19 protein-coding genes, 1 tRNA gene and 1 pseudogene are annotated in these 21,577 nt (G+C 50.9%); 10 read left to right on the forward strand and 11 right to left on the reverse strand.

Features of this window, described 5'->3' with window-relative positions:
• Positions 1 to 192 precede the first annotated feature (192 nt).
• From LK04_RS01835 to LK04_RS01850, 4 genes are read left to right on the forward strand one after another with little or no spacing between them, the layout of a single operon-like run.
• The gene (locus LK04_RS01835; RefSeq protein ID WP_039328523.1) at positions 193 to 1,902 is read left to right on the forward strand and encodes a type I restriction-modification system subunit M; all 1,710 of its coding nucleotides are present in this window, start codon (positions 193 to 195) and stop codon (positions 1,900 to 1,902) included.
• A complete protein-coding gene (locus LK04_RS20830) occupies positions 1,892 to 3,346 on the forward strand; it encodes a restriction endonuclease subunit S (protein ID WP_039328525.1) in 1,455 nt (484 codons plus the stop codon). The genes LK04_RS01835 and LK04_RS20830 overlap by 11 nt, the downstream gene beginning before the upstream one ends.
• On the forward strand, positions 3,339 to 4,526 hold the full coding sequence (locus tag LK04_RS01845) for a DUF4268 domain-containing protein (RefSeq protein ID WP_039328527.1): 1,188 nt from the start codon (positions 3,339 to 3,341) through the stop codon (positions 4,524 to 4,526). The genes LK04_RS20830 and LK04_RS01845 overlap by 8 nt, the downstream gene beginning before the upstream one ends.
• Positions 4,526 to 7,657, forward strand: a complete 3,132-nt coding sequence (locus LK04_RS01850) for a type I restriction endonuclease subunit R (RefSeq protein ID WP_039328528.1) — start codon at positions 4,526 to 4,528, stop codon at positions 7,655 to 7,657. Before LK04_RS01845 ends, LK04_RS01850 begins: the two co-directional genes overlap by 1 nt.
• Before the next feature lie 306 nt (positions 7,658 to 7,963).
• Here LK04_RS01850 and LK04_RS01855 read toward each other — a convergent pair whose 3' ends face one another.
• From LK04_RS01855 to LK04_RS01875, 7 genes and pseudogenes are all read right to left on the reverse strand, one after another.
• Positions 7,964 to 8,398, reverse strand: a complete 435-nt coding sequence (locus LK04_RS01855) for a HigA family addiction module antitoxin (protein WP_052205915.1) — start codon at positions 8,396 to 8,398, stop codon at positions 7,964 to 7,966.
• Positions 8,399 to 8,570: 172 nt separating this feature from the next.
• On the reverse strand, positions 8,571 to 9,224 hold the full coding sequence (locus LK04_RS01860) for a YagK/YfjJ domain-containing protein (protein ID WP_039328530.1): 654 nt from the start codon (positions 9,222 to 9,224) through the stop codon (positions 8,571 to 8,573).
• Between the two features lie 165 nt (positions 9,225 to 9,389).
• On the reverse strand, positions 9,390 to 9,590 hold the full coding sequence (locus tag LK04_RS20930) for a helix-turn-helix transcriptional regulator (protein WP_039328532.1): 201 nt from the start codon (positions 9,588 to 9,590) through the stop codon (positions 9,390 to 9,392).
• A 13-nt stretch (positions 9,591 to 9,603) separates the two neighbouring features.
• Positions 9,604 to 9,825 (reverse strand): annotated as a pseudogene (locus LK04_RS19950) (helix-turn-helix transcriptional regulator).
• 52 nt (positions 9,826 to 9,877) lie between these two features.
• The gene (locus tag LK04_RS01865) at positions 9,878 to 10,303 is read right to left on the reverse strand and encodes a hypothetical protein (RefSeq protein WP_156138032.1); all 426 of its coding nucleotides are present in this window, start codon (positions 10,301 to 10,303) and stop codon (positions 9,878 to 9,880) included.
• Positions 10,304 to 10,572: 269 nt separating this feature from the next.
• Positions 10,573 to 10,648, reverse strand: a tRNA-Ile gene (locus LK04_RS01870).
• Between the two features lie 198 nt (positions 10,649 to 10,846).
• Positions 10,847 to 11,629: an SDR family NAD(P)-dependent oxidoreductase gene (locus LK04_RS01875; protein WP_039328536.1), complete on the reverse strand. Its 783-nt coding sequence runs from the start codon at positions 11,627 to 11,629 to the stop codon at positions 10,847 to 10,849.
• 135 nt (positions 11,630 to 11,764) lie between these two features.
• Here LK04_RS01875 and LK04_RS01880 point away from each other — a divergent pair, with 135 nt between their 5' ends.
• From LK04_RS01880 to LK04_RS01890, 3 genes are all read left to right on the forward strand, one after another.
• Positions 11,765 to 12,352 carry a TetR/AcrR family transcriptional regulator gene (locus tag LK04_RS01880; protein WP_039328537.1) on the forward strand — a complete coding sequence of 196 codons (588 nt, stop codon included), beginning with the start codon at positions 11,765 to 11,767 and terminating at the stop codon, positions 12,350 to 12,352.
• Entirely contained in the window at positions 12,349 to 12,864 is a 516-nt protein-coding gene (gene mug / locus LK04_RS01885; RefSeq protein ID WP_039328539.1) for a G/U mismatch-specific DNA glycosylase, read from the forward strand. Before LK04_RS01880 ends, mug begins: the two co-directional genes overlap by 4 nt.
• Before the next feature lie 84 nt (positions 12,865 to 12,948).
• Complete coding sequence (locus tag LK04_RS01890) at positions 12,949 to 13,710, forward strand: substrate-binding domain-containing protein (protein ID WP_039328541.1); 762 nt, start codon at positions 12,949 to 12,951, stop codon at positions 13,708 to 13,710.
• Between the two features lie 48 nt (positions 13,711 to 13,758).
• Here LK04_RS01890 and rpoD read toward each other — a convergent pair whose 3' ends face one another.
• The 3 genes from rpoD to rpsU all read right to left on the reverse strand — a co-directional run bounded on the left by rpoD (position 13,759) and on the right by rpsU (position 18,172).
• Positions 13,759 to 15,603 carry an RNA polymerase sigma factor RpoD gene (gene rpoD, locus LK04_RS01895; RefSeq protein WP_039328543.1) on the reverse strand — a complete coding sequence of 615 codons (1,845 nt, stop codon included), beginning with the start codon at positions 15,601 to 15,603 and terminating at the stop codon, positions 13,759 to 13,761.
• A gap of 489 nt (positions 15,604 to 16,092) precedes the next feature.
• Complete coding sequence (dnaG, locus tag LK04_RS01900) at positions 16,093 to 17,838, reverse strand: DNA primase (protein ID WP_039328544.1); 1,746 nt, start codon at positions 17,836 to 17,838, stop codon at positions 16,093 to 16,095.
• Positions 17,839 to 17,956: 118 nt separating this feature from the next.
• Positions 17,957 to 18,172 carry a 30S ribosomal protein S21 gene (rpsU, locus tag LK04_RS01905; RefSeq protein WP_001144069.1) on the reverse strand — a complete coding sequence of 72 codons (216 nt, stop codon included), beginning with the start codon at positions 18,170 to 18,172 and terminating at the stop codon, positions 17,957 to 17,959.
• 279 nt (positions 18,173 to 18,451) lie between these two features.
• Here rpsU and tsaD point away from each other — a divergent pair, with 279 nt between their 5' ends.
• Entirely contained in the window at positions 18,452 to 19,465 is a 1,014-nt protein-coding gene (tsaD, locus tag LK04_RS01910; RefSeq protein WP_039328546.1) for a tRNA (adenosine(37)-N6)-threonylcarbamoyltransferase complex transferase subunit TsaD, read from the forward strand.
• A 30-nt stretch (positions 19,466 to 19,495) separates the two neighbouring features.
• On the opposite strand, the gene plsY is transcribed toward tsaD, so the two are convergent.
• On the reverse strand, positions 19,496 to 20,095 hold the full coding sequence (gene plsY, locus LK04_RS01915) for a glycerol-3-phosphate 1-O-acyltransferase PlsY (protein WP_039328547.1): 600 nt from the start codon (positions 20,093 to 20,095) through the stop codon (positions 19,496 to 19,498).
• Positions 20,096 to 20,202: 107 nt separating this feature from the next.
• On the opposite strand from plsY, the gene folB reads away from it, so the two are divergent.
• Both folB and bacA read left to right on the forward strand, forming a co-directional pair.
• Positions 20,203 to 20,562: a bifunctional dihydroneopterin aldolase/7,8-dihydroneopterin epimerase gene (gene folB / locus LK04_RS01920; RefSeq protein ID WP_034828354.1), complete on the forward strand. Its 360-nt coding sequence runs from the start codon at positions 20,203 to 20,205 to the stop codon at positions 20,560 to 20,562.
• Between the two features lie 191 nt (positions 20,563 to 20,753).
• On the forward strand, positions 20,754 to 21,572 hold the full coding sequence (gene bacA / locus LK04_RS01925) for an undecaprenyl-diphosphate phosphatase (RefSeq protein ID WP_038644661.1): 819 nt from the start codon (positions 20,754 to 20,756) through the stop codon (positions 21,570 to 21,572).
• The last annotated feature ends 5 nt before the right edge of the window (positions 21,573 to 21,577 follow it).

Below are 21,577 nucleotides of genomic sequence, written 5' to 3' on the forward strand. Positions count from 1 at the left end.
ATACAAAGTAGGGCAATGAGTAAAGCGGTTGTCCAGTTTCCTCTTTTTTACCCGTTGAATGCAAACTTCTTTATGCTCCATCGTTTGTAATCATTGACGTACCGGGTATCATTTTGCGAAATGTATCCCAAAACCGAATCTGCGATGAGGCATGGCTGCTTTTTCGCTGCGATCTACCCCCCGAGGATTTTGATGAACAACGCCGAACAACTGTTTCTTAATGAATTGGATAACAAATTCTGGAAGGCCGCTGACAAGCTGCGCGCCAATATGGATGCCGCCAACTACAAGCATGTGGTACTGGGGCTCATCTTCCTGAAGTATGTTTCCGATGCCTTTGAGGCCCGCCAGCAGGAACTTGTGACTCTGTTCCGCGATGTCGGCAACCCGGACAACATCTATGCCATGTTGCGCGACGGTTACGACTCTGATGAAGAATACGCGCAGGCGATTGTTGATGAGCTGGAGGTGGAAGATTACTACACCGAAAAGAACATCTTCTGGGTGCCGAAAGCTGCCCGTTGGGAAACGCTGAAAAACAAAGCCATGCTGCCGACCGGCACGGTGTTGTGGGTGGATGATACCAACGGGCAGGAGGTCAAATTACGCTCCGTGTCCTGGCTGGTGGACAACGCGTTGGATGAAATTGAAAAAACCAACCCGAAACTTAAAGGCATTCTAAACCGCATCAGTCAGTACCAACTTGGCAACGAGGTGCTGACCGGGCTGATTAACACCTTCTCTGACGCGAACTTCAGCAACCCTGAATATAACGGCGAGAAACTCAGCTTAAAGAGCAAAGATATTCTCGGTCACGTTTACGAATATTTCCTCGGCCAGTTCGCGCTGGCAGAAGGCAAACAGGGCGGCCAGTACTACACGCCAAAAAGCATCGTCACCCTGATTGTTGAGTGCTTACAGCCCTACAGCGGCCGTGTTTATGACCCGGCGATGGGCTCCGGTGGGTTCTTTGTTTCCAGCGACCGTTTTATTGAAGAGCACGCGGGGGAGAAGCACTACAACGCCGCCGAGCAGAAGCAGAAAATCTCCGTCTACGGTCAGGAATCCAACCCCACCACTTGGAAGTTGGCGGCGATGAACATGGCGATCCGCGGTATTGATTTTAACTTTGGTGCCAAAAACGCCGATACCCTGCTCGACGATCAGCACCCGGATCTGCGCGCCGACTTCGTAATGGCTAACCCACCGTTCAATATGAAGGAGTGGTGGAACGCGAAGCTGGAAAACGACGTGCGCTGGAAATACGGCACACCGCCTCAGGGCAACGCCAACTTTGCGTGGATGCAGCATATGATCCACCACCTCGCGCCAAAAGGTTCGATGGCGCTGCTGCTGGCGAACGGCTCAATGAGTTCCAACACCAACAATGAAGGCGAGATCCGCCGCAACCTGATTGAAGCGGATCTGGTGGAATGTATGGTGGCGCTACCGGGCCAACTCTTTACCAACACCCAAATCCCGGCCTGTATCTGGTTCCTGACCAAAGATAAATCCGGTGGCAACGGCAAAGCACATCGCAAAGGCGAGGTGCTGTTTATTGATGCTCGCCAGATTGGTTTTATGAGAGACCGCGTACTGCGTGATTTTACCCGCGAGGATATTGCCACAATTACCAATACCTTCCACGCCTGGCAGGCGGATAAAGATTACGCAGATGAAGCTGGCTTCTGCTTCTCTGCAACGCTTGACGATATTCAGAAAAACGATTTTGTGCTGACCCCGGGGCGCTATGTTGGTACCGTCGAACGGGATGAAGACGATGAACCGTTTGCCGAGAAGATGGCGCGGCTTACGGCACAACTTAAAACTCAGTTAGAAGAGAGTGCAAAGCTGGAAGCGCAGATTAAAGCGAATCTGGGGGGGCTGGGTTATGAGTGCTAATTGGCCTTTTGTTCGCCTTGGCGATTACTGCCTAAAGATTGGTAGTGGTGCCACTCCGAAAGGTGGTAAGAGCGTTTATCTTGACGCTGGTCAAATAGCGCTGATACGTAGTCAGAATGTCTATAATGATACCTTCAAACCTGATGGGCTTGCTTATATAACATTAGATGCCGCCAACAAATTAAAAAATGTGGAGGTACAACTTGGTGATATTCTTTTAAATATTACTGGTGATTCAGTGGCACGCCTTTGTCTGGCACCAGATGAGTATCTGCCAGCTCGCGTCAATCAGCATGTTGCGATCATCAGACCAGATCCAGATGAATTCGATTCTAGGTTTCTGCGTTACTTTCTCACATCACCAGAACAGCAAGAATTACTCTTAGCGATTGCTAGTGCGGGGGCAACCCGAAATGCCTTAACAAAGTCACATATTGAATCATTAGAGGTTTGCAAGCCGGAGCTTGCCGTACAGACTTGGATAGCAATTCAGCTTGAATCTTTTGATAAAAAAATACAACTCAATCATCAAATCAATCAATCCCTCGAGCAAATGGCACAAGCTCTGTTCAAAAGCTGGTTTGTTGATTTTGAACCGGTAAAAGCCAAAATGGCAGTGCTGGAAGCGGGCGGCTCGCAGGAAGACGCGACCTTTGCGGCGATGACGGCGATTTCCGGGAAAGATGCTGATGCGTTGGCGCTTTTTGAGCGTGAACACCCTGAGCAACATGTAGAGCTAAAAGCCACGGCAGAACTGTTTCCGTCCGCGATGCAAGACAGTGAGTTGGGGGAGATTCCGGCGGGGTGGACAACACCCGCGATTCAGGATGTAGCGAGCACGGTAAAAGGGAAATCTTATAAAAGTACTGAACTCGATTCTTCCAAGACTGCATTAGTTACCTTAAAGTCTTTCAATCGAGGAGGTGGATATAGGCTTGATGGCCTTAAGGAATACACTGGTAAATATAAACCCGATCAAGAGGTTTTTGCGGGTGATTTGATTATCGCTTACACCGATGTAACACAGGCGGCAGACGTTATCGGTAAGCCTGCAATGGTAATAAGTGATACCAGATACAAACATCTCGTAATATCGCTCGACGTCGCAGTAGTTAGGCCGTTTAATGATAATTTAAAATACTATCTCTATGGGGTGGCAAGAACTGAACAATTCCAAAACCATACAAACTCACATTCAACTGGAACAACTGTATTACACCTAAGCAAAAATGCGGTTCCAAATTATAAATTTATTTTAGCTAATGAAGAGTGGGTTGATATTTATGCAAAGCATGTCAAATCTATTTTTTCTAAGATAAACATAACGATTGAGGAAAGTAATTTTCTCTCTGAGCTTAGAGATACACTTCTCCCTAAACTCCTTTCCGGCGAAATCACCCTACCGGACGCCGAGCAGGCGGTAAGCGAGGCGGAAAATGTATAAAGTCGATACACCGACCAACAGCCTGCATTCTCTGCAAGAGGTGTCCTTCAGCAGTCTCGGTTATACCGAGCGCTATCACCTGCAGGAGTGGCTGGCAAAAAATCCTCAGGCATTGACCCGCGATAACGACGACGAACTGCTGATTATTCAGAAGGAGTTCGCCGGTTTTGACGACACCAAAGAGCGCCTCGATCTATTAGCTATCGATAAGCAGCGCAATCTGGTGATCATCGAAAACAAGCTCGATGACTCCGGGCGCGACGTAGTGTGGCAGGCGCTGAAATATGCCGGTTACTGCGCCAATCTGCGCAAAGAACAGATCCTCGACATCTTTCAGCTCTATCTCGACAAATACGAGCCGGAAGAGACCCGTCCGGCGGCGGAAGTGATGGCGGAGTTTCTGGAGTGCGAAAGCCTGGATGAAGTGCAAATCAACCAGAGTCGCACCCAGCGAGTGATGATGGTGGCGGCCAGCTTCCGCAAAGAAGTGACCAACACCGCGCTGTGGCTGATGCAGTTTGGCCTGCGGGTGCAGTGCTTTAAGGTTAAGCCCTACAAATTCAACGACGATGTGTTTGTTGATATTCGCCAGGTGATCCCCACACCTGAAGCCGAATCTTTCATGATTGGCATGGCACAGAAAGAAGCGGAAGAGCAGTCCACCAGCGGCGAACTGAAAACCCGGCATTATCTGCGCAAGGCCTTCTGGACCAAAGCGCTGGAACGTCTCAAAGCCAGCCAGTGTACGCTTTACAACAATATTAGCCCCTCGACCGACCACTGGCTCAGTGCCGGGTCTGGTATTAGCGCGGTATCGTTTAATCTGATTTTCAGCAAAAAAGAGATTCGTGTTGAGCTGTGGATTGCCAAATCTTCGGCTGAGAGCAATACCTTTGCGTTTAACTGGCTCTATGAACACAAAGCGCTAATCGAGAAGTCGTTTGGTCATGAACTGAAGTGGGAACCGTTGCCGGGCAAAAAATCGTGCAGAATCTCTTTTGCCACGCCTGCTACCAGCCTCGATGAGAGCAACTGGCCAGCGATGATCGACTGGCTGCTGGTTAACCTGACGGCGTTTGAAAAAGCGCTGGAGCCTTTTATCGCCCCACTGAATATGGCGCTTAAAGATATTTCCAACGCGCCGGAAGAAACGGAAGAACCTGAGACAGAGGAAGCCTGATGCTGAGCGAAGACGATTTAGAGCAGCAATGCCTGAAATGGTTTGCTGAACAGGACTGGGAAGTGCTGCACGGGCCCGATATCGCGCCAGATGGCGACAATCCGCTGCGTGTCTCATTTCATGATGTGTTTTTACGCCCAGTAATGCTGGAGCAGCTGCAAACTATCAACCCCCATCTCCCTGTTTCCGTGCTGGAAGAGGTGATACTGCGTATTACCCGTCCCGAAAGCCCGGATCTGGTCGTTAGCAATAAGGCCTTTCATCACCTGCTACTCGACGGTGTGCCCGTAGAGTACAAACGCGAAGATAAGACGGTTCACGATAAAGCGCTGCTGATGGATTTTAACCATCCAGGTATTAACCGCTTTATGGTCGTGAGCCAGGTGGCTATTCAGGGGATAAAACAGGTTCGTCGCCCGGATATTATCGGCTATATCAACGGCCTGCCGGTGGCGGTGATGGAGCTGAAAAGCCCGATTGATGCCAATGCCGATATCTGGGCTGCGTTTAACCAGTTGCAGACCTATAAAAACGAACTCAGCGACCTATTTATCTGCAACGAAGCGCTGGTGGTGAGCGACGGGCAGAATGCGCGTATCGGCTCGCTGACCGCTGATGAAGAGCGCTTCCTGCCGTGGAAAACCGTGGCTAACGAAGACGACAAGCCGCAGTTTGACTGGCAGTTTAAAACCGTGGTGCAGGGCTTCTTTAACCGGGAACTGCTGCTCGATTACATTCGTTTCTTTGTGTTGTTCGAAAATGACGGTAAACGGCTGATCAAGAAGATTGCCGCTTATCACCAGTTCCATGCGGTCCGTGAAGCTGTCGCGGCCACTATTGTGGCGTCTACCGGAAAACATCTGCCGTTGCGCAGTAACATCCAGCCCGGCAGTAAAAAAGCGGGCGTGGTGTGGCATACCCAAGGTTCCGGTAAAAGTATATCCATGTGCTGTTACGCCGGGAAACTGCTGCAACAGGCAGAGATGAACAACCCGACCATCGTGGTGGTGACCGACCGTAACGATCTCGACGGGCAGCTCTACGCCACCTTCTGCCAAGCGCAAGATTTACTGAAACAAACGCCGTTACAGGCCAACGACCGCGACGAGTTGCGCGAGCTGCTCAATGCCCGTGAATCCGGCGGTATTATTTTTACTACTGTGCAGAAATTTGCGCCGTTGGACAATGAGCAGAGCCATCCTGCACTTAACGCGCGCAGCAACATCGTGGTGATTTCCGATGAAGCGCACCGCAGCCAATATGGCCTTAGCGCCACGCTGGACAGACAAACTGGCGTCTATAAATACGGTTATGCCAAACACATGCGCGATGCGCTGCCGAACGCCTCGTTTATGGGCTTTACCGGTACACCGATAGCGTCTGAAGATAAAGATACTCGCGCGGTGTTTGGTGATTACGTCTCTATCTACGACATCCAGGATGCTGTGGATGACGGCGCGACGGTGCCGATTTACTACGAATCCCGACTGGCAAAACTCGACCTGAATCATGAGGAGCTGGAAACGCTCTCCGATCAGGTGGATGAGCTGGTGGAAGATGAAGAGACCGGCCAGCAAGAGAAAACCAAAGGTGATTGGAGCCGTCTGGAAAAGCTGGTGGGTTCTGAGCCGCGTATTGAGCAAGTTGCCGCTGACTTGGTTCAGCACTTTGAAACTCGTAACGCAGCCATGAATGGCAAGGCGATGATTGTCGCCATGAGCCGTGATATCTGCGTGAAGCTCTACAACGCCATCACTGAGATCCGCCCGGACTGGCACAGCACGGACGTTGAACAAGGCGCGATAAAAGTCATCATGACTGGCTCGGCATCAGACAAAGACCATCTTCAGCCGCACATCTACAACAAGCAGACTAAAAAACGCCTTGAAGCTCGCTTTAAAGATTTGAACGACCCACTGAAATTGGTGATTGTCCGCGATATGTGGCTAACCGGGTTTGATGCGCCATGCTGCCACACGATGTATATCGACAAACCAATGCGTGGCCATAACCTGATGCAGGCCATTGCGCGCGTTAACCGCGTGTTCCGGGATAAGCCCGGCGGGCTGGTGGTGGATTATATCGGTATTGCGAACGAGCTAAAGCAGGCGCTGAAAACCTATACCGACTCAAAAGGAAAAGGGCAGACCACGGTTGATGCCCGGGAAGCCTTTGCCATCCTGTTGGAAAAAATAGACATCATCCACGGGATGTTTGCGCCCTCGGCAGGAAAACCAGGCTTTAGCTACGTGGGCTTTTCTCGCGATCCGTTGGCGTTCTTACGCGATGCGGTGAACTACATTCTGGGTCTGGATGACGGTAAAAAACGTTATCTCGACGTTTCATTGGCGATGAGTAAAGCCTGGTCATTGTGTAATACCCTGGATGAGGTGAAACCCTTACAGGAAGAATTCGCGTTCCTCTCGGCGGTCAGGGTGGGGCTTATCAAACTTGATCCCAAGGAAAAATTTAGCCAGTCGGAAAAAAATTCTCTGCTGAGTAAGATCCTTGATAACGCGGTTATTGCGACTGGGGTTGAGGATGTCTTCGCGCTGGCCGGGCTGGATAAACCCAATATCGGCCTGCTGTCGGATGAGTTCCTGGAAGAAGTGCGGGAAATGCCGCAGCGTAATCTGGCAGTGGAACTGCTGGAAAAACTGCTCAATGACGGCATTCATGCCCGTTCTGGTAATAACGTGGTGCAGCAGAAGAAATACTCTGACCGCTTGAAAGCAGTTCTGCTCAAATACAATAACCGCGCTATTGAAACCGCGCAGGTGATTGAAGAGCTGATAGAGATGGCGAAAGCGTTCCAGGAGGCGATGGCGCGCGATGATGCGCTGGGCTTGAACCCGGATGAAATCGCTTTCTATGATGCGCTGGCCGAAAATGAAAGCGCAGTGCGAGAACTGGGTGATGATGTTCTTAAGAAACTGGCTATCGAGGTTACGTTGAAGCTTCGTAAATCAACGACCGTTGACTGGCAGGTTCGGGAAAGCGTGAGGGCGAGATTACGGATTCTGGTGCGTCAGACGCTGCGTAAGTACAAGTATCCGCCTGACAAAACACCCTATGCCGTTGAACTGATACTGAAACAGGCAGAAATGGTGTCCAACAGTTGGACTGTGTGATGTGCAGTTCTTTTATTTTTTGCGGTCACTGTTTTCACAAAAGGTGAAATGTGAAAAAAATATAATATACAACGACTTAATAGTAATGATCGCTTTTTAACTCAATCTAAGAGTGATCATATGAAAATATGTTTGGCTACATGATCACTTTTGAAGTGCTTAATGCGCAATTGGCCGCATATGTATACATTTTTACTAGGGCTATTGGGCCGCAGTACAGTTTAAGCTTCACGGCATCCTGAGCTGGTCATTGGATCAGCCATGTTTTTTTCTGAGGTTTGTGTTGCTTCAGCTGTGCAATCGACTCTATAAACTTTCTGGCCCATTAGCTTTGAACGAATCGATATTTCCGGCCTCAATTTCTTTATCGACTCCATCCCTAAAGTTCCAGTGTTTTGGTTCATCAAATTTGTAGTTAACCCGTTTAAGAGTATTTGGATTAAAAACAAACCGAGATAGTTCATATTCATGCTGTAAGCGAATCCAATTTGCAGGTGTGCCACCGAGCACATAGCTTAATCGAAGCGCCAGTTCTGTTGTGATACGTGTATATCCAGTTACTATATAATGGCAAGTAGACAAGGGCATTTGCATCGCTTTTGCAAACTGTGTCAAGCTCACACTCCTGAAAGCCAGAATGGCCTGGATTCTTTCTGCAGGAATCAAACTATTAAGGTTTTCATAGGTCAGTATTGTTTTATTTATGGAGCGTAGAGTTTTTCGCTTGGCTTGCTCTTTCATAACTATGATTATACGGCATTAAATTATCCTTATCGCTTTTCAGAGTGCAGAGGTTCGTACTGAGTAAAAATGTTTTTACGACATCATCAGTCATCTGAGATGTTATTCAGAGCGGGTATGACTCTGCTGGTGTTGAGGGTAAATAAATATCGATTATTTATACTTGTATCGTTTAATTAATCATTGGCAGCAGTTGAGTTAATGTTTTATTCTGCTTTTGTTGGTCTCCTAAAATTCGTCGATTTCCATGCCGTTTGGTGTACATGTTAAAACGTTTTTTGGTCGTATTCTTAGCCAGGTAGCTCAATCGATAGATAATCTGCCCGAACAGTTTGTTATTACCGAGCCGCCAAATATAATAGCAGTTTGCTGGCAGACTGAATGTTCCCCCGGAAACTTCATGCCAGCACATTGCCATTAATTTGTTTAGCTTTCCAGGATGGCTAATTTTTTGCCCATTCGCCATCAATACGCAGTGATAGTGCTGACATGGACTGTGGCCATGCTCACATACCCATATCAGATGAAACCAAGTTTTAGCGTAATTCTTAAGTAATTTTTTAGTTAGCATTTTACTGAACTTGCTCAGGATAAGATTTGTTTCGCTATGTTCTTTGACATGTAAGTCGAAACGAACCACCAGCACTTTAGTTGAACGACTAAACATTTCCAGCACAGTATCCAGAATACTTCGCATAATTTTTGGCTCAGGACGGATCATGCCTCGTGACCATTCATATACCGGCAATGCATGATTCTGATACAAAAAATAACCGAGCTTATTTCGTGACACCTGAAACATTTCTGCTGAGTTGCTATTATCCATATATTATGAATAATCCTAAATGCATGTTAGCTTTGCCTTGTGACGTTACACGTCCTGACGACTTAATGTATTATCGAAAATAGTGAAATATTGGTTCATCATCAGGGCGAGAAGAATCGACAGGTTATATACCTGTCGAGTTACCTCAATTAATTCGCTCTCTGGCTAGTGTTTGATACACATGATTAATTCTGGAGGCCATCCCACAACCTTTTTCCCTACTTTAAGCGGTGCGGGGAAATCACCATTTCGAATCCAGCGATCAAGTGTCGAGCGGCTAATTCTAAGGTGATGGCATACATCACGTTTACCATGATATCGAATGAGCGATACTGGTGTTAGATCTGTGCGGGTAGGGATGAGCATCGTTCAGTATCCCTTAACGCTGGTTGCACCAGAGTAATAAATCTGATAGTAACCATGCACAACTACTATTGCCTAACTTTTTACGTGGGGGAAATTGGCCATCTTTTTCCAGCTTCCATGACAGAGAACGAGAGATCGCTGTAATTTAATGGCGTTCACTTTCCCGGACTAAGCGATCAGTTTCAATACCGTAAAAAGAGAGAATTTCTTGTTTCGTATGATTGTCGATGTTCATGCCCATCCTCCTTAGGATTTAGTTGGTGATGGGCATTTTGAAGTGCTTCTGATTATGCCGGTACGGATCCAGGGGCTGGGTAAAACTTATCTGCTTTAGATTTAATCAGCTCATACCCTTTTTTGACTTGCTTACGAATCTCTCGCGTTATTAGTTCTAAAAAAGGCATATGTATTTTTTTATCGCGAGCACCGAAAGTGTTTTCCTTGCCATAGATTTCCACGTGCGCCCTCACTTCTGAGGTAAAATCATCATGTATCTCATATGCAACCTCCGAAGCATATAGCTTAAATTCAATCGGTTGCCGATATAGAACTTCGCGAACCAGACGACAGATTAAGCTTAAGCGAAATCTTGCACGATTTTTCGAGGCAAGCCCGCCGGTTTCTCTCTGCATCAACAAAAGATTGAAAAAAGTCATTCTCGTTTTTGTAGGATTTGTTGCCATTATTCTTAATCGAAGAACGATGATGCTCATCAGGGCTTAAACCAGCCACTATGCGAAAATTATGGTCGCAATGAGTTGGTCTTTGGAAGGAAGAGGGTCAATCATGGTCATTGAGTTTATGTCCATTCGATTTTCTCGTTCATTAGCTAAAAGTAACAAAAAGAATTTGGCTCAAACCCAGGCAGTGTCTTAAAGGTACAGATAATGATGCTGAAACGTTACCTGACCCATTACCTGACCCAAATCGCACCCAAACAAAAAGGAGTCAGACGATTTCTCATCTAACTCCTTGTTTTATTTGGTGGCCCCTGCTGGGTTTGAACCAGCGACCAAGCGATTATGAGTCGCCTGCTCTAACCACTGAGCTAAGGGGCCAGCGGAGCGGGGATTATAAAGTATCTCGGATAGGTGATCCAGCGTTCGCCAATCGGTTGGTGAAAATTAGAACAATGCATGAGTCCTTGATCTCCAAACAAAAATCCCTTCCCACAACGAATGATCACCCAAACCACCCAACCCCGTTCTGTTTTTGAGACAAGACGCACCACGCGCCTTGCCCATAAACCCTAACTCTTACAAATAACGTGAAGCAGGCTTATTCAGCGAGATAAACGGAATCATCGCGCCACGCGCTTCATCCAGCTTCTGCCACAGGCCCATGTCTTCCACAGATGGGATGGTAATCAGCTCACCAGCATCCAGCCCACGCAGCGCAGCGGCGACCAGATCCTCAACTTCCATCATCTTCTCGGCGGGGATCTCATTAATCGATTTCCCCGCACGATCAAAGATCTCGGTGCGCGTGAAGCCTGGCAATACCGCTTGCAGCACCACGCCGCTGCCCGCCAACTCGCGGTCCATATTGCGCGTCAGCGACAGCACATAAGCTTTACTGGCGTTGTAGGCGCCATTCATCATCTCATGCACTAGCGCAACCACAGACGCGATGTTCACGATGTTGCCTTGTCCGCGTGCACGGAAGCCCTGCGCCGCACTGTGGGCCAGTTCGGTCAGCGCGATGATGTTGAGAGACAGCATGGTTTGAATCGGTTGGATGTCGGCGTCGGTAAATTCACCTTCCACCACCATTCCTGCATTGTTCACCAGCATCGTGATGTCGCGGTTCTCGCGCAGCTCACGCGCCACTGTCGCCAGATCATCTGTTTGAGTGAGATCCGCCGCCAGCACGTTCACCTCCACTCCATGCGCTTCACGAAGTGATGCGGCCAGTGCGTCAAGACGTGCTGCATCGCGCGCCACCAAAATCAGGTTGCTGCCGCGTGCGGCCAGTTGTTTTGCGTAAGTTGCGCCAATGCCGCTGGACGCGCCGGTGATCAAAGCCAGTTGTTGTGTCATGTTCGGTTCCTGTAAATGATGGTTGTCATATCTGATAGACTTAATATGACGATCATCATATTTATCGTCAAGCTGGAATATGATGATCGTAATAATTACACTGATTGGCATCAACGATGAGCAGGACGGAGAACGATGGAAAAGCTGAGCCACAAAGCGCGTACGCGGCAGCGCATACTGGATGAAGCCGCAGTGGTGATGCGTGAATGCGGCACCGAAGGCATTGGCGTGGCGGCACTAATGAAGCGCGCCGGTCTGACCCACGGCGGGTTTTATGCGCATTTTGCCTCGCGTGAAGCGCTGGTTGAAGCGGTGATAGCTGAGATGTTTGCCGATTCGGCGCAGCGTTTCGTGGCCATCGTCAATCTGGAAGATCCGGCGGAGCGTCTGACGCAACTGATCGACAACTATCTCTCAGAGCATCACCGCAATACGCCGGGTGAAGGCTGTCCGATGCCGGCGTTGGTCAGTGAGATCGCCCATCTGCCCATCGAGACGCGCACACTGTTTTCGCAGCGTCGTGATGCCGTGAAGCAACGGCTGGCGCAGGCGCTGCGCGAATTAAAGCATCCACAGGCTGATGAGGTGGCAAGCAGTATACTGGCTGAAATGGTCGGTGCCGTAGCGCTGGCTCGAGCCTGTCCGGATGACGAGGAAGCCCGCACGATGCTGGCGATCAGCCGTCGTGCGGTGAAACAACGGGCAGGACTGGAGAGCGCATGAGCGAACACGATATTCAGGACATCATTGCACCCGATTTACAGGTGCTGTTCTGCGGCATCAATCCGGGGAAATCCTCGGCGCACACCGGTTTTCACTTTGCCCACCCGGGCAATCGTTTCTGGAAAGTCATCCATCAGGCGGGATTTACCCGTGAGTTATTGAAGCCAGAGCAGGAGCAGCGACTACTGGAAACCGGCTGTGGTATCACCATGTTGGTTGAACGCCCGACGATTCAGGCCAACGAGCTGGCAGGGGATGAGCTGCGTGATGGCGGGGCGCGTTTGCAGGAAAAGATCTTACGCTATCAACCGCGCGCGCTGGCGGTGTTGGGCAAGGATGCGTTTCAGCGGGCGTTTCGTCAGCGTAAGGTGGAGTGGGGCGAGCAGCCACAAACGTTGGGTGAAACTAGCCTGTGGGTGCTGCCTAATCCCAGCGGTTTGAACCGCGCCTCGCTGGAAGTAATGGCGGCGGCCTATCGCCAACTTCATGATTGGTTACAGATTAACGCGTGAGCTTGCTCCGCTTAGCGCGGTCCTGTTGTTGTTCAATCTGCTGTTTCTGACTAAACCCAACTCTTTATGGCAAAAAGGAGAGGGATGATGAAACGCATATTCGCGCTGGCGGCGCTTATGGTACTGGCGCAACAGGGCGCGCAGGCAGAGACGTTAAAAGTGTTTAGCTCCGGTGGCATGTACCCGGTGATTGAGAGCTTAAAACAAGACTATCAGCAGCAAACCGGCAATACCCTGCAACTGGAAGCCGCGCCGTCGATGGGTGATACACCGCAGGCGATCCCCAATCGATTAAAACGTAAAGACAATGCCGATGTGCTGGTGATGGTCGATTACGCCATCAAACCGCTGGAGCAGGCGAAATGGGTCGAGGGTAAAAGCCATCAGGTGCTGGCGCACTCCTATATCGCGATGGCGGTGAAGCAGGGCATGACGCCGCCGGATATCAGCACGGTGGCCAAGTTTAAACAGGTGTTAACTGAAGCCTCCAGCATTGCGGTGTCGGACAGCGCCAGCGGCAAATACATTCAAAGTAAGATGCTGGACAAACTGGCCTTAGGGCCGAAGACGGCGAGTAAAGTGTCGGTGATTCCAGCCACACCGGTAGGCGAGGCGGTGGCGCAGGGCAAAGCGGAGCTGGGCTTCCAGCAGAACAGTGAATTGCAGGCGGTAAAAGGCATCACCATCGTAGGATTGATCCCGCCTGCGGTGCAGCAGGACACCCTGTACGGCGCAGTGATTACCCGCAGTACGCAGCAACCCAAGGCGGCAGCGCAGTTCGTGAAGTATCTGCAGAGCGACAAGGCGCGCAAAATGATGCAGGAGAAAGGGCTGACGCCGTTTTGAAGGCAATAAAAAACCCCGGCAAGCCGGGGTTTTTCGTCTCAACGAGGATTAATCGTCAAGGAAGCTACGCAGCACTTCAGAGCGGCTTGGGTGACGCAGCTTACGCAGCGCCTTGGCTTCGATCTGACGAATACGCTCACGGGTAACGTCAAACTGTTTGCCTACCTCTTCCAGCGTGTGGTCGGTGTTCATATCGATACCGAAACGCATACGCAGAACTTTCGCTTCACGCGCGGTCAGGCCTGCCAACACGTCGTGGGTGGCTGAACGCAGGCTCTCTGAGGTCGCAGAATCCAGCGGCAGCTCCAGCGTGGTGTCTTCGATAAAATCACCCAGATGCGAATCTTCATCATCACCAATCGGCGTCTCCATGGAGATCGGCTCTTTAGCGATTTTCAGCACCTTACGGATTTTATCTTCTGGCATCAGCATACGCTCGGCCAGCTCTTCCGGCGTCGGCTCACGGCCCATCTCTTGCAGCATCTGGCGCGAAATACGGTTGAGCTTGTTGATGGTCTCAATCATATGCACCGGAATACGGATGGTACGCGCCTGGTCAGCGATAGAACGGGTGATAGCCTGACGGATCCACCAGGTCGCATAAGTTGAGAACTTATAACCACGACGGTATTCAAACTTATCAACCGCTTTCATCAGGCCGATGTTACCTTCCTGAATCAGATCGAGGAACTGCAGACCACGGTTGGTGTATTTCTTCGCGATCGAAATAACCAGACGTAAGTTTGCTTCAACCATCTCTTTCTTCGCACGACGCGCTTTCGCTTCGCCGATCGACATACGACGGTTGATGTCTTTAACCTGCTCGATAGTCAGGCCAGTTTCTTCTTCAATCTGCTGCAATTTCTGCAGTGAACGCGTAACGTCGTCTTCAACTTCCAGCAGTTTTTCAGACCACGGCTTATTCATCGCCAGCGCGGCTTTGAACCAGCTTGGGTTGGTTTCATTACCGGTAAACAGAGTGATGAAGTTCTTCTTCGGCATTTTGCACAGTTCAATACACAGCTTCATGATCAGGCGCTCTTGCGTACGCACGCGCTCCATCATCACTCGCATACTGTTCACCAGGTAATCGAACTGCTTCGGCACCAGGCGGAACTGTTTGAACACTTCAGACAGATTGTTGATTTCTGCAATGGCATCAGCGTGGCTGCGGCCTTTGGCTTTGATGACAGTACGGGCGGTTTCGTACTGTACGCGCAGGTCGTTGAATTTCTCGCGCGCCAGCTCTGGATCGATAGAGTTATCGTCGTCAGAGCTGTCGTCATCGCCATCTTCGTCTTCGTCTTCGTCGTCATCACGATCTTCTTCAGACAACTCAGAACCCACGTGGGTGGCAGTAGGCGCGATATCTTCTTCGGCATTAGGATCAACAAAGCCGGTAATGATATCAGACAGACGTGCTTCGCCTGCTTCTACGCGATCGTACTGATCGAGCAGATAGTTGATGGCTTCCGGATATTCAGCAACGGAGCACTGTACCTGGTTGATACCGTCTTCGATGCGCTTAGCGATGTCGATTTCGCCTTCGCGCGTCAGCAGTTCAACGGTACCCATTTCACGCATGTACATGCGCACCGGGTCGGTGGTACGGCCAATTTCAGACTCAACGCTGGACAGCACCTGAGCGGCAGCTTCTGCGGCATCTTCGTCAGTATCGGAACTGTTTTCATTCAGCATCAGATCATCGGCATCAGGCGCTTCTTCAACAACCTGAATACCCATGTCGTTAATCATCTGGATGATGTCTTCGATCTGGTCGGAGTCGACGATATCTTCCGGCAGATGGTCATTGACCTCAGCATAGGTCAGATAGCCCTGCTCCTTACCACGGGTGACAAGCAGCTTAAGCTGTGACTGCGGGTTTTGCTCCATAAGACGGTATCCACACTTCTGTTAATTAGATTGGTGTCGGTCGGCAGCGAGCCAACTATAACAGTGAAGGCGTTGTGTTTTTGCCGCTGCCTTCAACGCGGCCAGGGTATTCACCCTTCATATATCGGCACTTAAGCCGCTTGAATTATGTTCGGGCCTGGCTTACTCGCCATTTTCGTCCCCGGCAGTGCTCGTAATCCTCACGTACTTCAGTACGCTCCGGTTACTGCGCGCTGGCGGTGGCGAAACTGCCTTTGACGCCGACGGCCCTCGTATTAAGTTTTTTCGAGGCTAACTTACTTGCCATTTTCAACGCTGGCAGTGCTCGTAATCCTCACGTACTTCAGTACGCTCCGGTTACTGCGCGCTGGCAGCGTTGAAACTGGCTGCGACGTTAACGCCTCTCGTACGGTGCGCTTTTCAACGGGCCGGACGAACAAACCAAAACGGGGCTTTAACAGCCTTCGGCGTTCTGGTCTGGTATAAATCTTATTTTTTCGCTAATGCCTGGCTTAATGCCCAGAACTCGCGGCGTTCGGCGGCGCTCAGGCCTTCGGTTCGGTCACGCGCGATAAGCGCTTCGAGGCGCTGTTCAAGGGCAGAGTCATAAATGCTCGCCAGTGAATCATGGAAGACGGCTTCCGCCTCTTCATCCACTATCATGTGGTTCCAGGTTGCCAGCGTTTCAAGGGGCTGGCTAAATTCTGTCCCGCGATATAACTCTAGTAGCTGTCCGGTCGTCAGGCCAGGATTCTCCGTACAACGACTGACTAACTCCACAAACAGCGGTAAACCCGCCATCTTTGACTGCTCAAGCCCGTCCAGCGTAGGGACGATGGCGGCAAATTGCGGATTCTGCACCAGTAACGCGATCAATACGCGCATGGTGGTGCGCTTCAACGGTGGTGCCGTTGGTGCCGCGCCGCTTTCTGCCAGCTTCGGCATCAGCTTGTCTAACTGGTTATCGTCAAGAATGCCGAGTTTATTACCCAACGTTTGACGCATATAAATGCGCAACGTTTCACCTGGGATCTGGCTAATCAATGGCAGCGCCAGCGTGGCCAGCTTGGTTTTACCATCGCGCGTGCTCAGATCGACCTGCGGCATCAGGCTGTCGAATAAAAACGTGGAGAGCGGCAGTGCCTGCTCCATCCGCGCTTCGAAGGCGTCTTTACCCTCTTTTCGCACCAGCGTGTCCGGATCCTCGCCATCAGGCAAAAACATAAAGCGTAGCTGACGACCGTCATTCATGTAAGGCAATGCGGTTTCCAGTGCCCGCCATGCGGCTTCGCGCCCGGCACGGTCGCCGTCATAACAACAAATCACTGTGTCGGTCGAACGGAACAGCAACTGAATGTGTTCCGCCGTGGTCGAGGTGCCGAGTGAAGCAACGGCATAATCGATGCCGAATTGCGCCAACGCCACCACGTCCATATAGCCTTCCACCACCAGTAAACGCGCCGGTTGCGGGTGATTTTTTAATGCTTCATACAGGCCATACAACTGACGGCCTTTATGGAAAATCGGGGTTTCAGGGGAGTTGAGATACTTAGGCGTGTCGTTGCCCAGTACGCGTCCACCAAAGCCAATGACGCGCCCACGCTTATCGCGAATCGGGAACATCACGCGATCGCGAAAACGATCGTAAGTCCGGCCTGAATCGTTACTGACCAGCATGCCCGCTTCCATCAAGGATTCGCGGTCTTCTTTTTGCTGACCAAACCGTTTCAGTGCGTTATCCCATCCTGCGGGTGCATAACCAATAGCGAAGTGGTCGATCACTTGCTGGCTGAGACCGCGCGTGGCGAGATAATTTTGTGCAGATGTCGCTTGCGGGTTACGCAGGCTTTGCTGATAGAAACCGTCAAGGCCTTCTAACAGCTGATAAAGGCTTTGACGCTGATGGCGTTCCATTGGGCTAGGGCCGTTGCCCGCTTCATACGGCACTTCTAAGCCGTGCTGCGTAGCCAGCTCCTCAACGCTCTCAACGAAATCCAGACGATCGTGATTCATCAGGAAATCGATGGCGTTCCCTTTGGCGCCACAGCCGAAGCAGTAATAGAACTGCTTCTCACCACTTACGGTGAAAGAGGGGGTTTTCTCGTTATGAAAAGGACAGCACGCGTGATAGTTCTTACCCTGCTTCTTGAGCTTAACGCGGGCATCGATAAGATCCACGATGTCCGTGCGTGCCAGTAAGTCATTGATAAATACGCGTGGAATTCGTCCAGCCATAAGCCCCGGTTTTTCAGCTCATAAACGGCAACAAGCCGCGCTTCCTTTCGGAAAGCACGGCCTCTTACTTGACTCTGTCTGCGTTTAACACGCGACGGAAGCGAACTTCCGAAAGAAATTAGTACAGACGAGTGCGGCGTGCGTTTTCGCGAGCCAGTTTCTTGGCGTGACGCTTAACAGCTGACGCTTTAGCGCGCTTACGTTCAGTCGTTGGTTTTTCATAAAACTCACGACGACGAACTTCAGCCAGAACGCCTGCTTTCTCGCAAGAACGCTTGAAGCGACGCAGTGCTACGTCGAAAGGCTCGTTTTCACGTACTTTAATTACCGGCATGTAACTCTTACCTCGATAAAATTCGGTTTTGCTGCTGACTGCGGCGCCAGCACTTTTAAAATGGTGCAGCATTTTACTTCAGCCGCGGCTGACTTGTAAAGCACCATGAACAATTTAGAACCAACAGAGACATGTGTCATCGCGGCTGCCGGTTTTTTCAGGCCGTGGAGTATAGCGCACTCTTTGTGCGACAGAAAAACACTTTTTCCTGGCAAACTGCTCCGGCGTGTGATTTGCCTGTGCTACACTGCGCGCCGCAAGAAGAGGGTGATAAAAGCTATGCGAGTTCTGGGTATTGAAACGTCCTGCGATGAAACCGGCATCGCGATCTATGACGATGCGTCCGGTCTATTGGCGAATCAACTATATAGCCAGGTGAAACTGCACGCCGATTACGGCGGAGTGGTGCCCGAACTGGCATCGCGTGACCATGTGCGTAAAACCGTGCCGCTGATTCAGGCCGCGCTTAAAGAGGCCGGACTGGCAGCGAAAGACATTGATGCAGTAGCCTATACCGCAGGCCCAGGTCTGGTGGGCGCATTGCTGGTGGGCGCCACCATTGGCCGTGCGCTGGCGTTTGCCTGGAACGTGCCGGCGGTGCCTGTCCATCACATGGAAGGCCATTTGTTAGCGCCGATGCTGGAAGAGAATCCGCCAGAATTCCCGTTTGTCGCGCTGCTGGTTTCCGGCGGTCACACGCAGTTGATTAGCGTTACCGGTGTGGGTGAATACACCTTACTGGGCGAATCGATTGACGACGCCGCCGGTGAAGCCTTCGATAAAACCGCCAAACTGCTCGGTCTGGATTATCCCGGCGGTCCCATGCTCTCACGCATGGCGCAGCAAGGAACACCGGGCCGTTTTAAGTTCCCACGCCCGATGACCGATCGCCCAGGGCTGGATTTCAGCTTCTCGGGTCTGAAAACCTTCGCCGCGAACACCATTCGTGAGCATAACAGCGACGAACAGGCTCGCGCAGATATCGCCCGGGCGTTTGAAGATGCGGTGGTGGATACGCTGATGATCAAGTGCAAACGCGCGCTGGAGCAGACCGGGTTTAAACGCCTGGTGATTGCCGGTGGTGTGAGTGCCAACCGTACGCTGCGTGAACGCATGGCCGAGATGATGCAAAAGCGTGGTGGCGAGGTGTTCTATGCCCGTCCGGAGTTTTGCACCGATAACGGCGCGATGATTGCCTATGCCGGCATGGTGCGGCTGAAAGGCGGCACACGTGGTGAACTCGGCGTTACCGTGCGGCCGCGCTGGCCGCTGGCAGAATTACCCGCCATCTAAAACGAAAAAACCGGCATCGCGCCGGTTTTTTTATTTCTTCTTCTTCCGCTTCCAAATCTTATTTTCCTGGCCGCGCCACAGGCGCTGGATGTTGTCGTGGTGACGTAACAATATCAAACAGGACAGCATCGAAACCGGGAAGGTGAACTGCGGTTTGAACCACCAGACGTAGAAAGGGGCAATCAGTGCGCTGACAATCGCGCCAAGTGATGAATAGCCGCTTAACAACACGGTTAAAAGCCAGGTGCCGGTCATCAACCCCGTTAAATCCCAGCCAATCGGCGCAATCGCGCCAAACGCTGTTGCGACGCCTTTTCCACCGCGAAAACGGAAAAATACCGGATAGATATGGCCGAGGCAGGCGGCTATGGCTGTCAGGCCCAGATACATCGGTGTGACGTGCAGCAGGTAGGCAATCCATACCGGCAGCATACCCTTAGCTACATCAAATATCAGTACTGCGGCTGCAGGGACTTTGCCGCCAATGCGCAATACGTTGGTGGCACCAGGGTTGCCGGAACCGGCAGTACGCGGATCGGGTAAACGCGCGAGTTTACAAACCAGTATCGCACTGGAAATCGAACCGCAAAGATACGCGAAAATAATCATACCAAGCGCGATAGCACTCATAGCCTCGTACCGTTCCTTTTGGGTCGTTTTGTTCTCGATAAGCGTGGATAATACGCATAATCCGCCGGAAGTGGTATCCGGCATAGCCAAAAACAGAGACTGACATCATGGATATCGTATTTATAGAACAACTCACCGTGTTCACCACCATTGGCGTTTACGATTGGGAACAGGGCATGCAGCAGAAGCTGGTGCTCGATGTCGAAATGGCGTGGGACAACCGCCGTGCGGCGGTTAGCGACGATGTGAATGACTGTTTGAGCTACGCCGATGTCACGGAAGTGATCCTCAATCATTTGCAGGGCCAGCGCTTTGCCTTAGTGGAACGCGTGGCGGAAGAAATTGCCGATCTGTTGATGAACCGTTTCAAAACTCCCGGCGTGCGTATCAAGGTCGGTAAACCGGGTGCCGTTGCCCAAGCCGCGACCGTTGGCGTGCGTATCGAGCGCGGGACTATTCCTAAATAAACTCTCCGTGATTGCCATCACAATGAAACCAAACCAAATTATGGTGTGTCTCACTTGAGGCCGTTGCGTTAACGGGCGCGAAGTGACCGATTTTCTTAAGGTTTCCTTCAGCGTGGCGCGGGCATAATTTCAGGCGGTAGCACCTTGCGACCGCCTTTTTACTGTTTAAAACGGATAGAGGAAAAATTTTGATGGCAGATATTCATCAGCTATGGGTCGCTGCAATCCTGGGGGTTGTGGAAGGCCTCACGGAATTCCTGCCGGTCTCTTCTACTGGCCATATGATCATTGTTGGCCATCTGCTTGGCTTCGAGGGCGACAAAGCCGAAACCTTTGAAGTGGTCATTCAGCTGGGTTCAATTCTGGCGGTGGTGGTGATGTTCTGGCGTCGCCTGTTCGGATTGATTGGTATTCACTTTGGTAAAGAGCCACATGAAGGTACCGGAACCGGCAAACTGACGCTGATCCATATCCTGTTAGGCATGGTCCCGGCGGTGGTGATTGGGCTGGTATTGCACGATCAAATCAAAAGCCTGTTTAACCCAATCAACGTGATGTATGCCTTGGTAGTGGGGGGCGTGCTGCTGCTGGTGGCGGAATACTTCAAGCCGAAACAGCCAAAAGCGGTAGGTATCGATGACATCACCTATCGTCAGGCGTTTATGATTGGCTGCTTCCAGTGTCTGGCGCTGTGGCCGGGCTTCTCGCGCTCGGGTGCGACCATTTCGGGCGGTATGCTGATGGGCGTGAGCCGCTATGCTGCCTCGGAGTTCTCATTCATCCTTGCCGTACCGATGATGATTGGTGCCACCGGATTGGATCTTTACAAGAGCATGGGCTTCCTGACGATGCAGGACTTCCCCATGTTCGCTGTCGGCTTCGTGACCGCCTTTATCGTTGCATTGCTGGCGATCAAAGTGTTCCTGGAACTGATTAAGCGTATCTCGTTTGTGTCGTTCGCTATCTATCGCTTTATTGTTGCGGCGGCGGTTTACGCCATCTTCATGTAAGCGCG

Source organism: Pantoea vagans (genome assembly GCF_001506165.1).
In the GTDB taxonomy this organism is placed as follows: domain Bacteria; phylum Pseudomonadota; class Gammaproteobacteria; order Enterobacterales; family Enterobacteriaceae; genus Pantoea; species Pantoea vagans_C.

What these genes read in the sequence shown, in the direction of transcription:
- LK04_RS01835 (WP_039328523.1), top strand. Translation starts at nt 193, where the DNA reads ATGAACAACGCCGAACAACTGTTTCTTAATGAATTGGATAACAAATTC.
- LK04_RS20830 (WP_039328525.1), top strand. Translation starts at nt 1,892, where the DNA reads ATGAGTGCTAATTGGCCTTTTGTTCGCCTTGGCGATTACTGCCTAAAG.
- LK04_RS01845 (WP_039328527.1), top strand. Translation starts at nt 3,339, where the DNA reads ATGTATAAAGTCGATACACCGACCAACAGCCTGCATTCTCTGCAAGAG.
- LK04_RS01850 (WP_039328528.1), top strand. Translation starts at nt 4,526, where the DNA reads ATGCTGAGCGAAGACGATTTAGAGCAGCAATGCCTGAAATGGTTTGCT.
- LK04_RS01855 (WP_052205915.1), bottom strand. Translation starts at nt 8,398, where the DNA reads ATGAAAGAGCAAGCCAAGCGAAAAACTCTACGCTCCATAAATAAAACA.
- LK04_RS01860 (WP_039328530.1), bottom strand. Translation starts at nt 9,224, where the DNA reads ATGGATAATAGCAACTCAGCAGAAATGTTTCAGGTGTCACGAAATAAG.
- LK04_RS20930 (WP_039328532.1), bottom strand. Translation starts at nt 9,590, where the DNA reads ATGCTCATCCCTACCCGCACAGATCTAACACCAGTATCGCTCATTCGA.
- LK04_RS01865 (WP_156138032.1), bottom strand. Translation starts at nt 10,303, where the DNA reads ATGAGCATCATCGTTCTTCGATTAAGAATAATGGCAACAAATCCTACA.
- LK04_RS01875 (WP_039328536.1), bottom strand. Translation starts at nt 11,629, where the DNA reads ATGACACAACAACTGGCTTTGATCACCGGCGCGTCCAGCGGCATTGGC.
- LK04_RS01880 (WP_039328537.1), top strand. Translation starts at nt 11,765, where the DNA reads ATGGAAAAGCTGAGCCACAAAGCGCGTACGCGGCAGCGCATACTGGAT.
- mug (WP_039328539.1), top strand. Translation starts at nt 12,349, where the DNA reads ATGAGCGAACACGATATTCAGGACATCATTGCACCCGATTTACAGGTG.
- LK04_RS01890 (WP_039328541.1), top strand. Translation starts at nt 12,949, where the DNA reads ATGATGAAACGCATATTCGCGCTGGCGGCGCTTATGGTACTGGCGCAA.
- rpoD (WP_039328543.1), bottom strand. Translation starts at nt 15,603, where the DNA reads ATGGAGCAAAACCCGCAGTCACAGCTTAAGCTGCTTGTCACCCGTGGT.
- dnaG (WP_039328544.1), bottom strand. Translation starts at nt 17,838, where the DNA reads ATGGCTGGACGAATTCCACGCGTATTTATCAATGACTTACTGGCACGC.
- rpsU (WP_001144069.1), bottom strand. Translation starts at nt 18,172, where the DNA reads ATGCCGGTAATTAAAGTACGTGAAAACGAGCCTTTCGACGTAGCACTG.
- tsaD (WP_039328546.1), top strand. Translation starts at nt 18,452, where the DNA reads ATGCGAGTTCTGGGTATTGAAACGTCCTGCGATGAAACCGGCATCGCG.
- plsY (WP_039328547.1), bottom strand. Translation starts at nt 20,095, where the DNA reads ATGAGTGCTATCGCGCTTGGTATGATTATTTTCGCGTATCTTTGCGGT.
- folB (WP_034828354.1), top strand. Translation starts at nt 20,203, where the DNA reads ATGGATATCGTATTTATAGAACAACTCACCGTGTTCACCACCATTGGC.
- bacA (WP_038644661.1), top strand. Translation starts at nt 20,754, where the DNA reads ATGGCAGATATTCATCAGCTATGGGTCGCTGCAATCCTGGGGGTTGTG.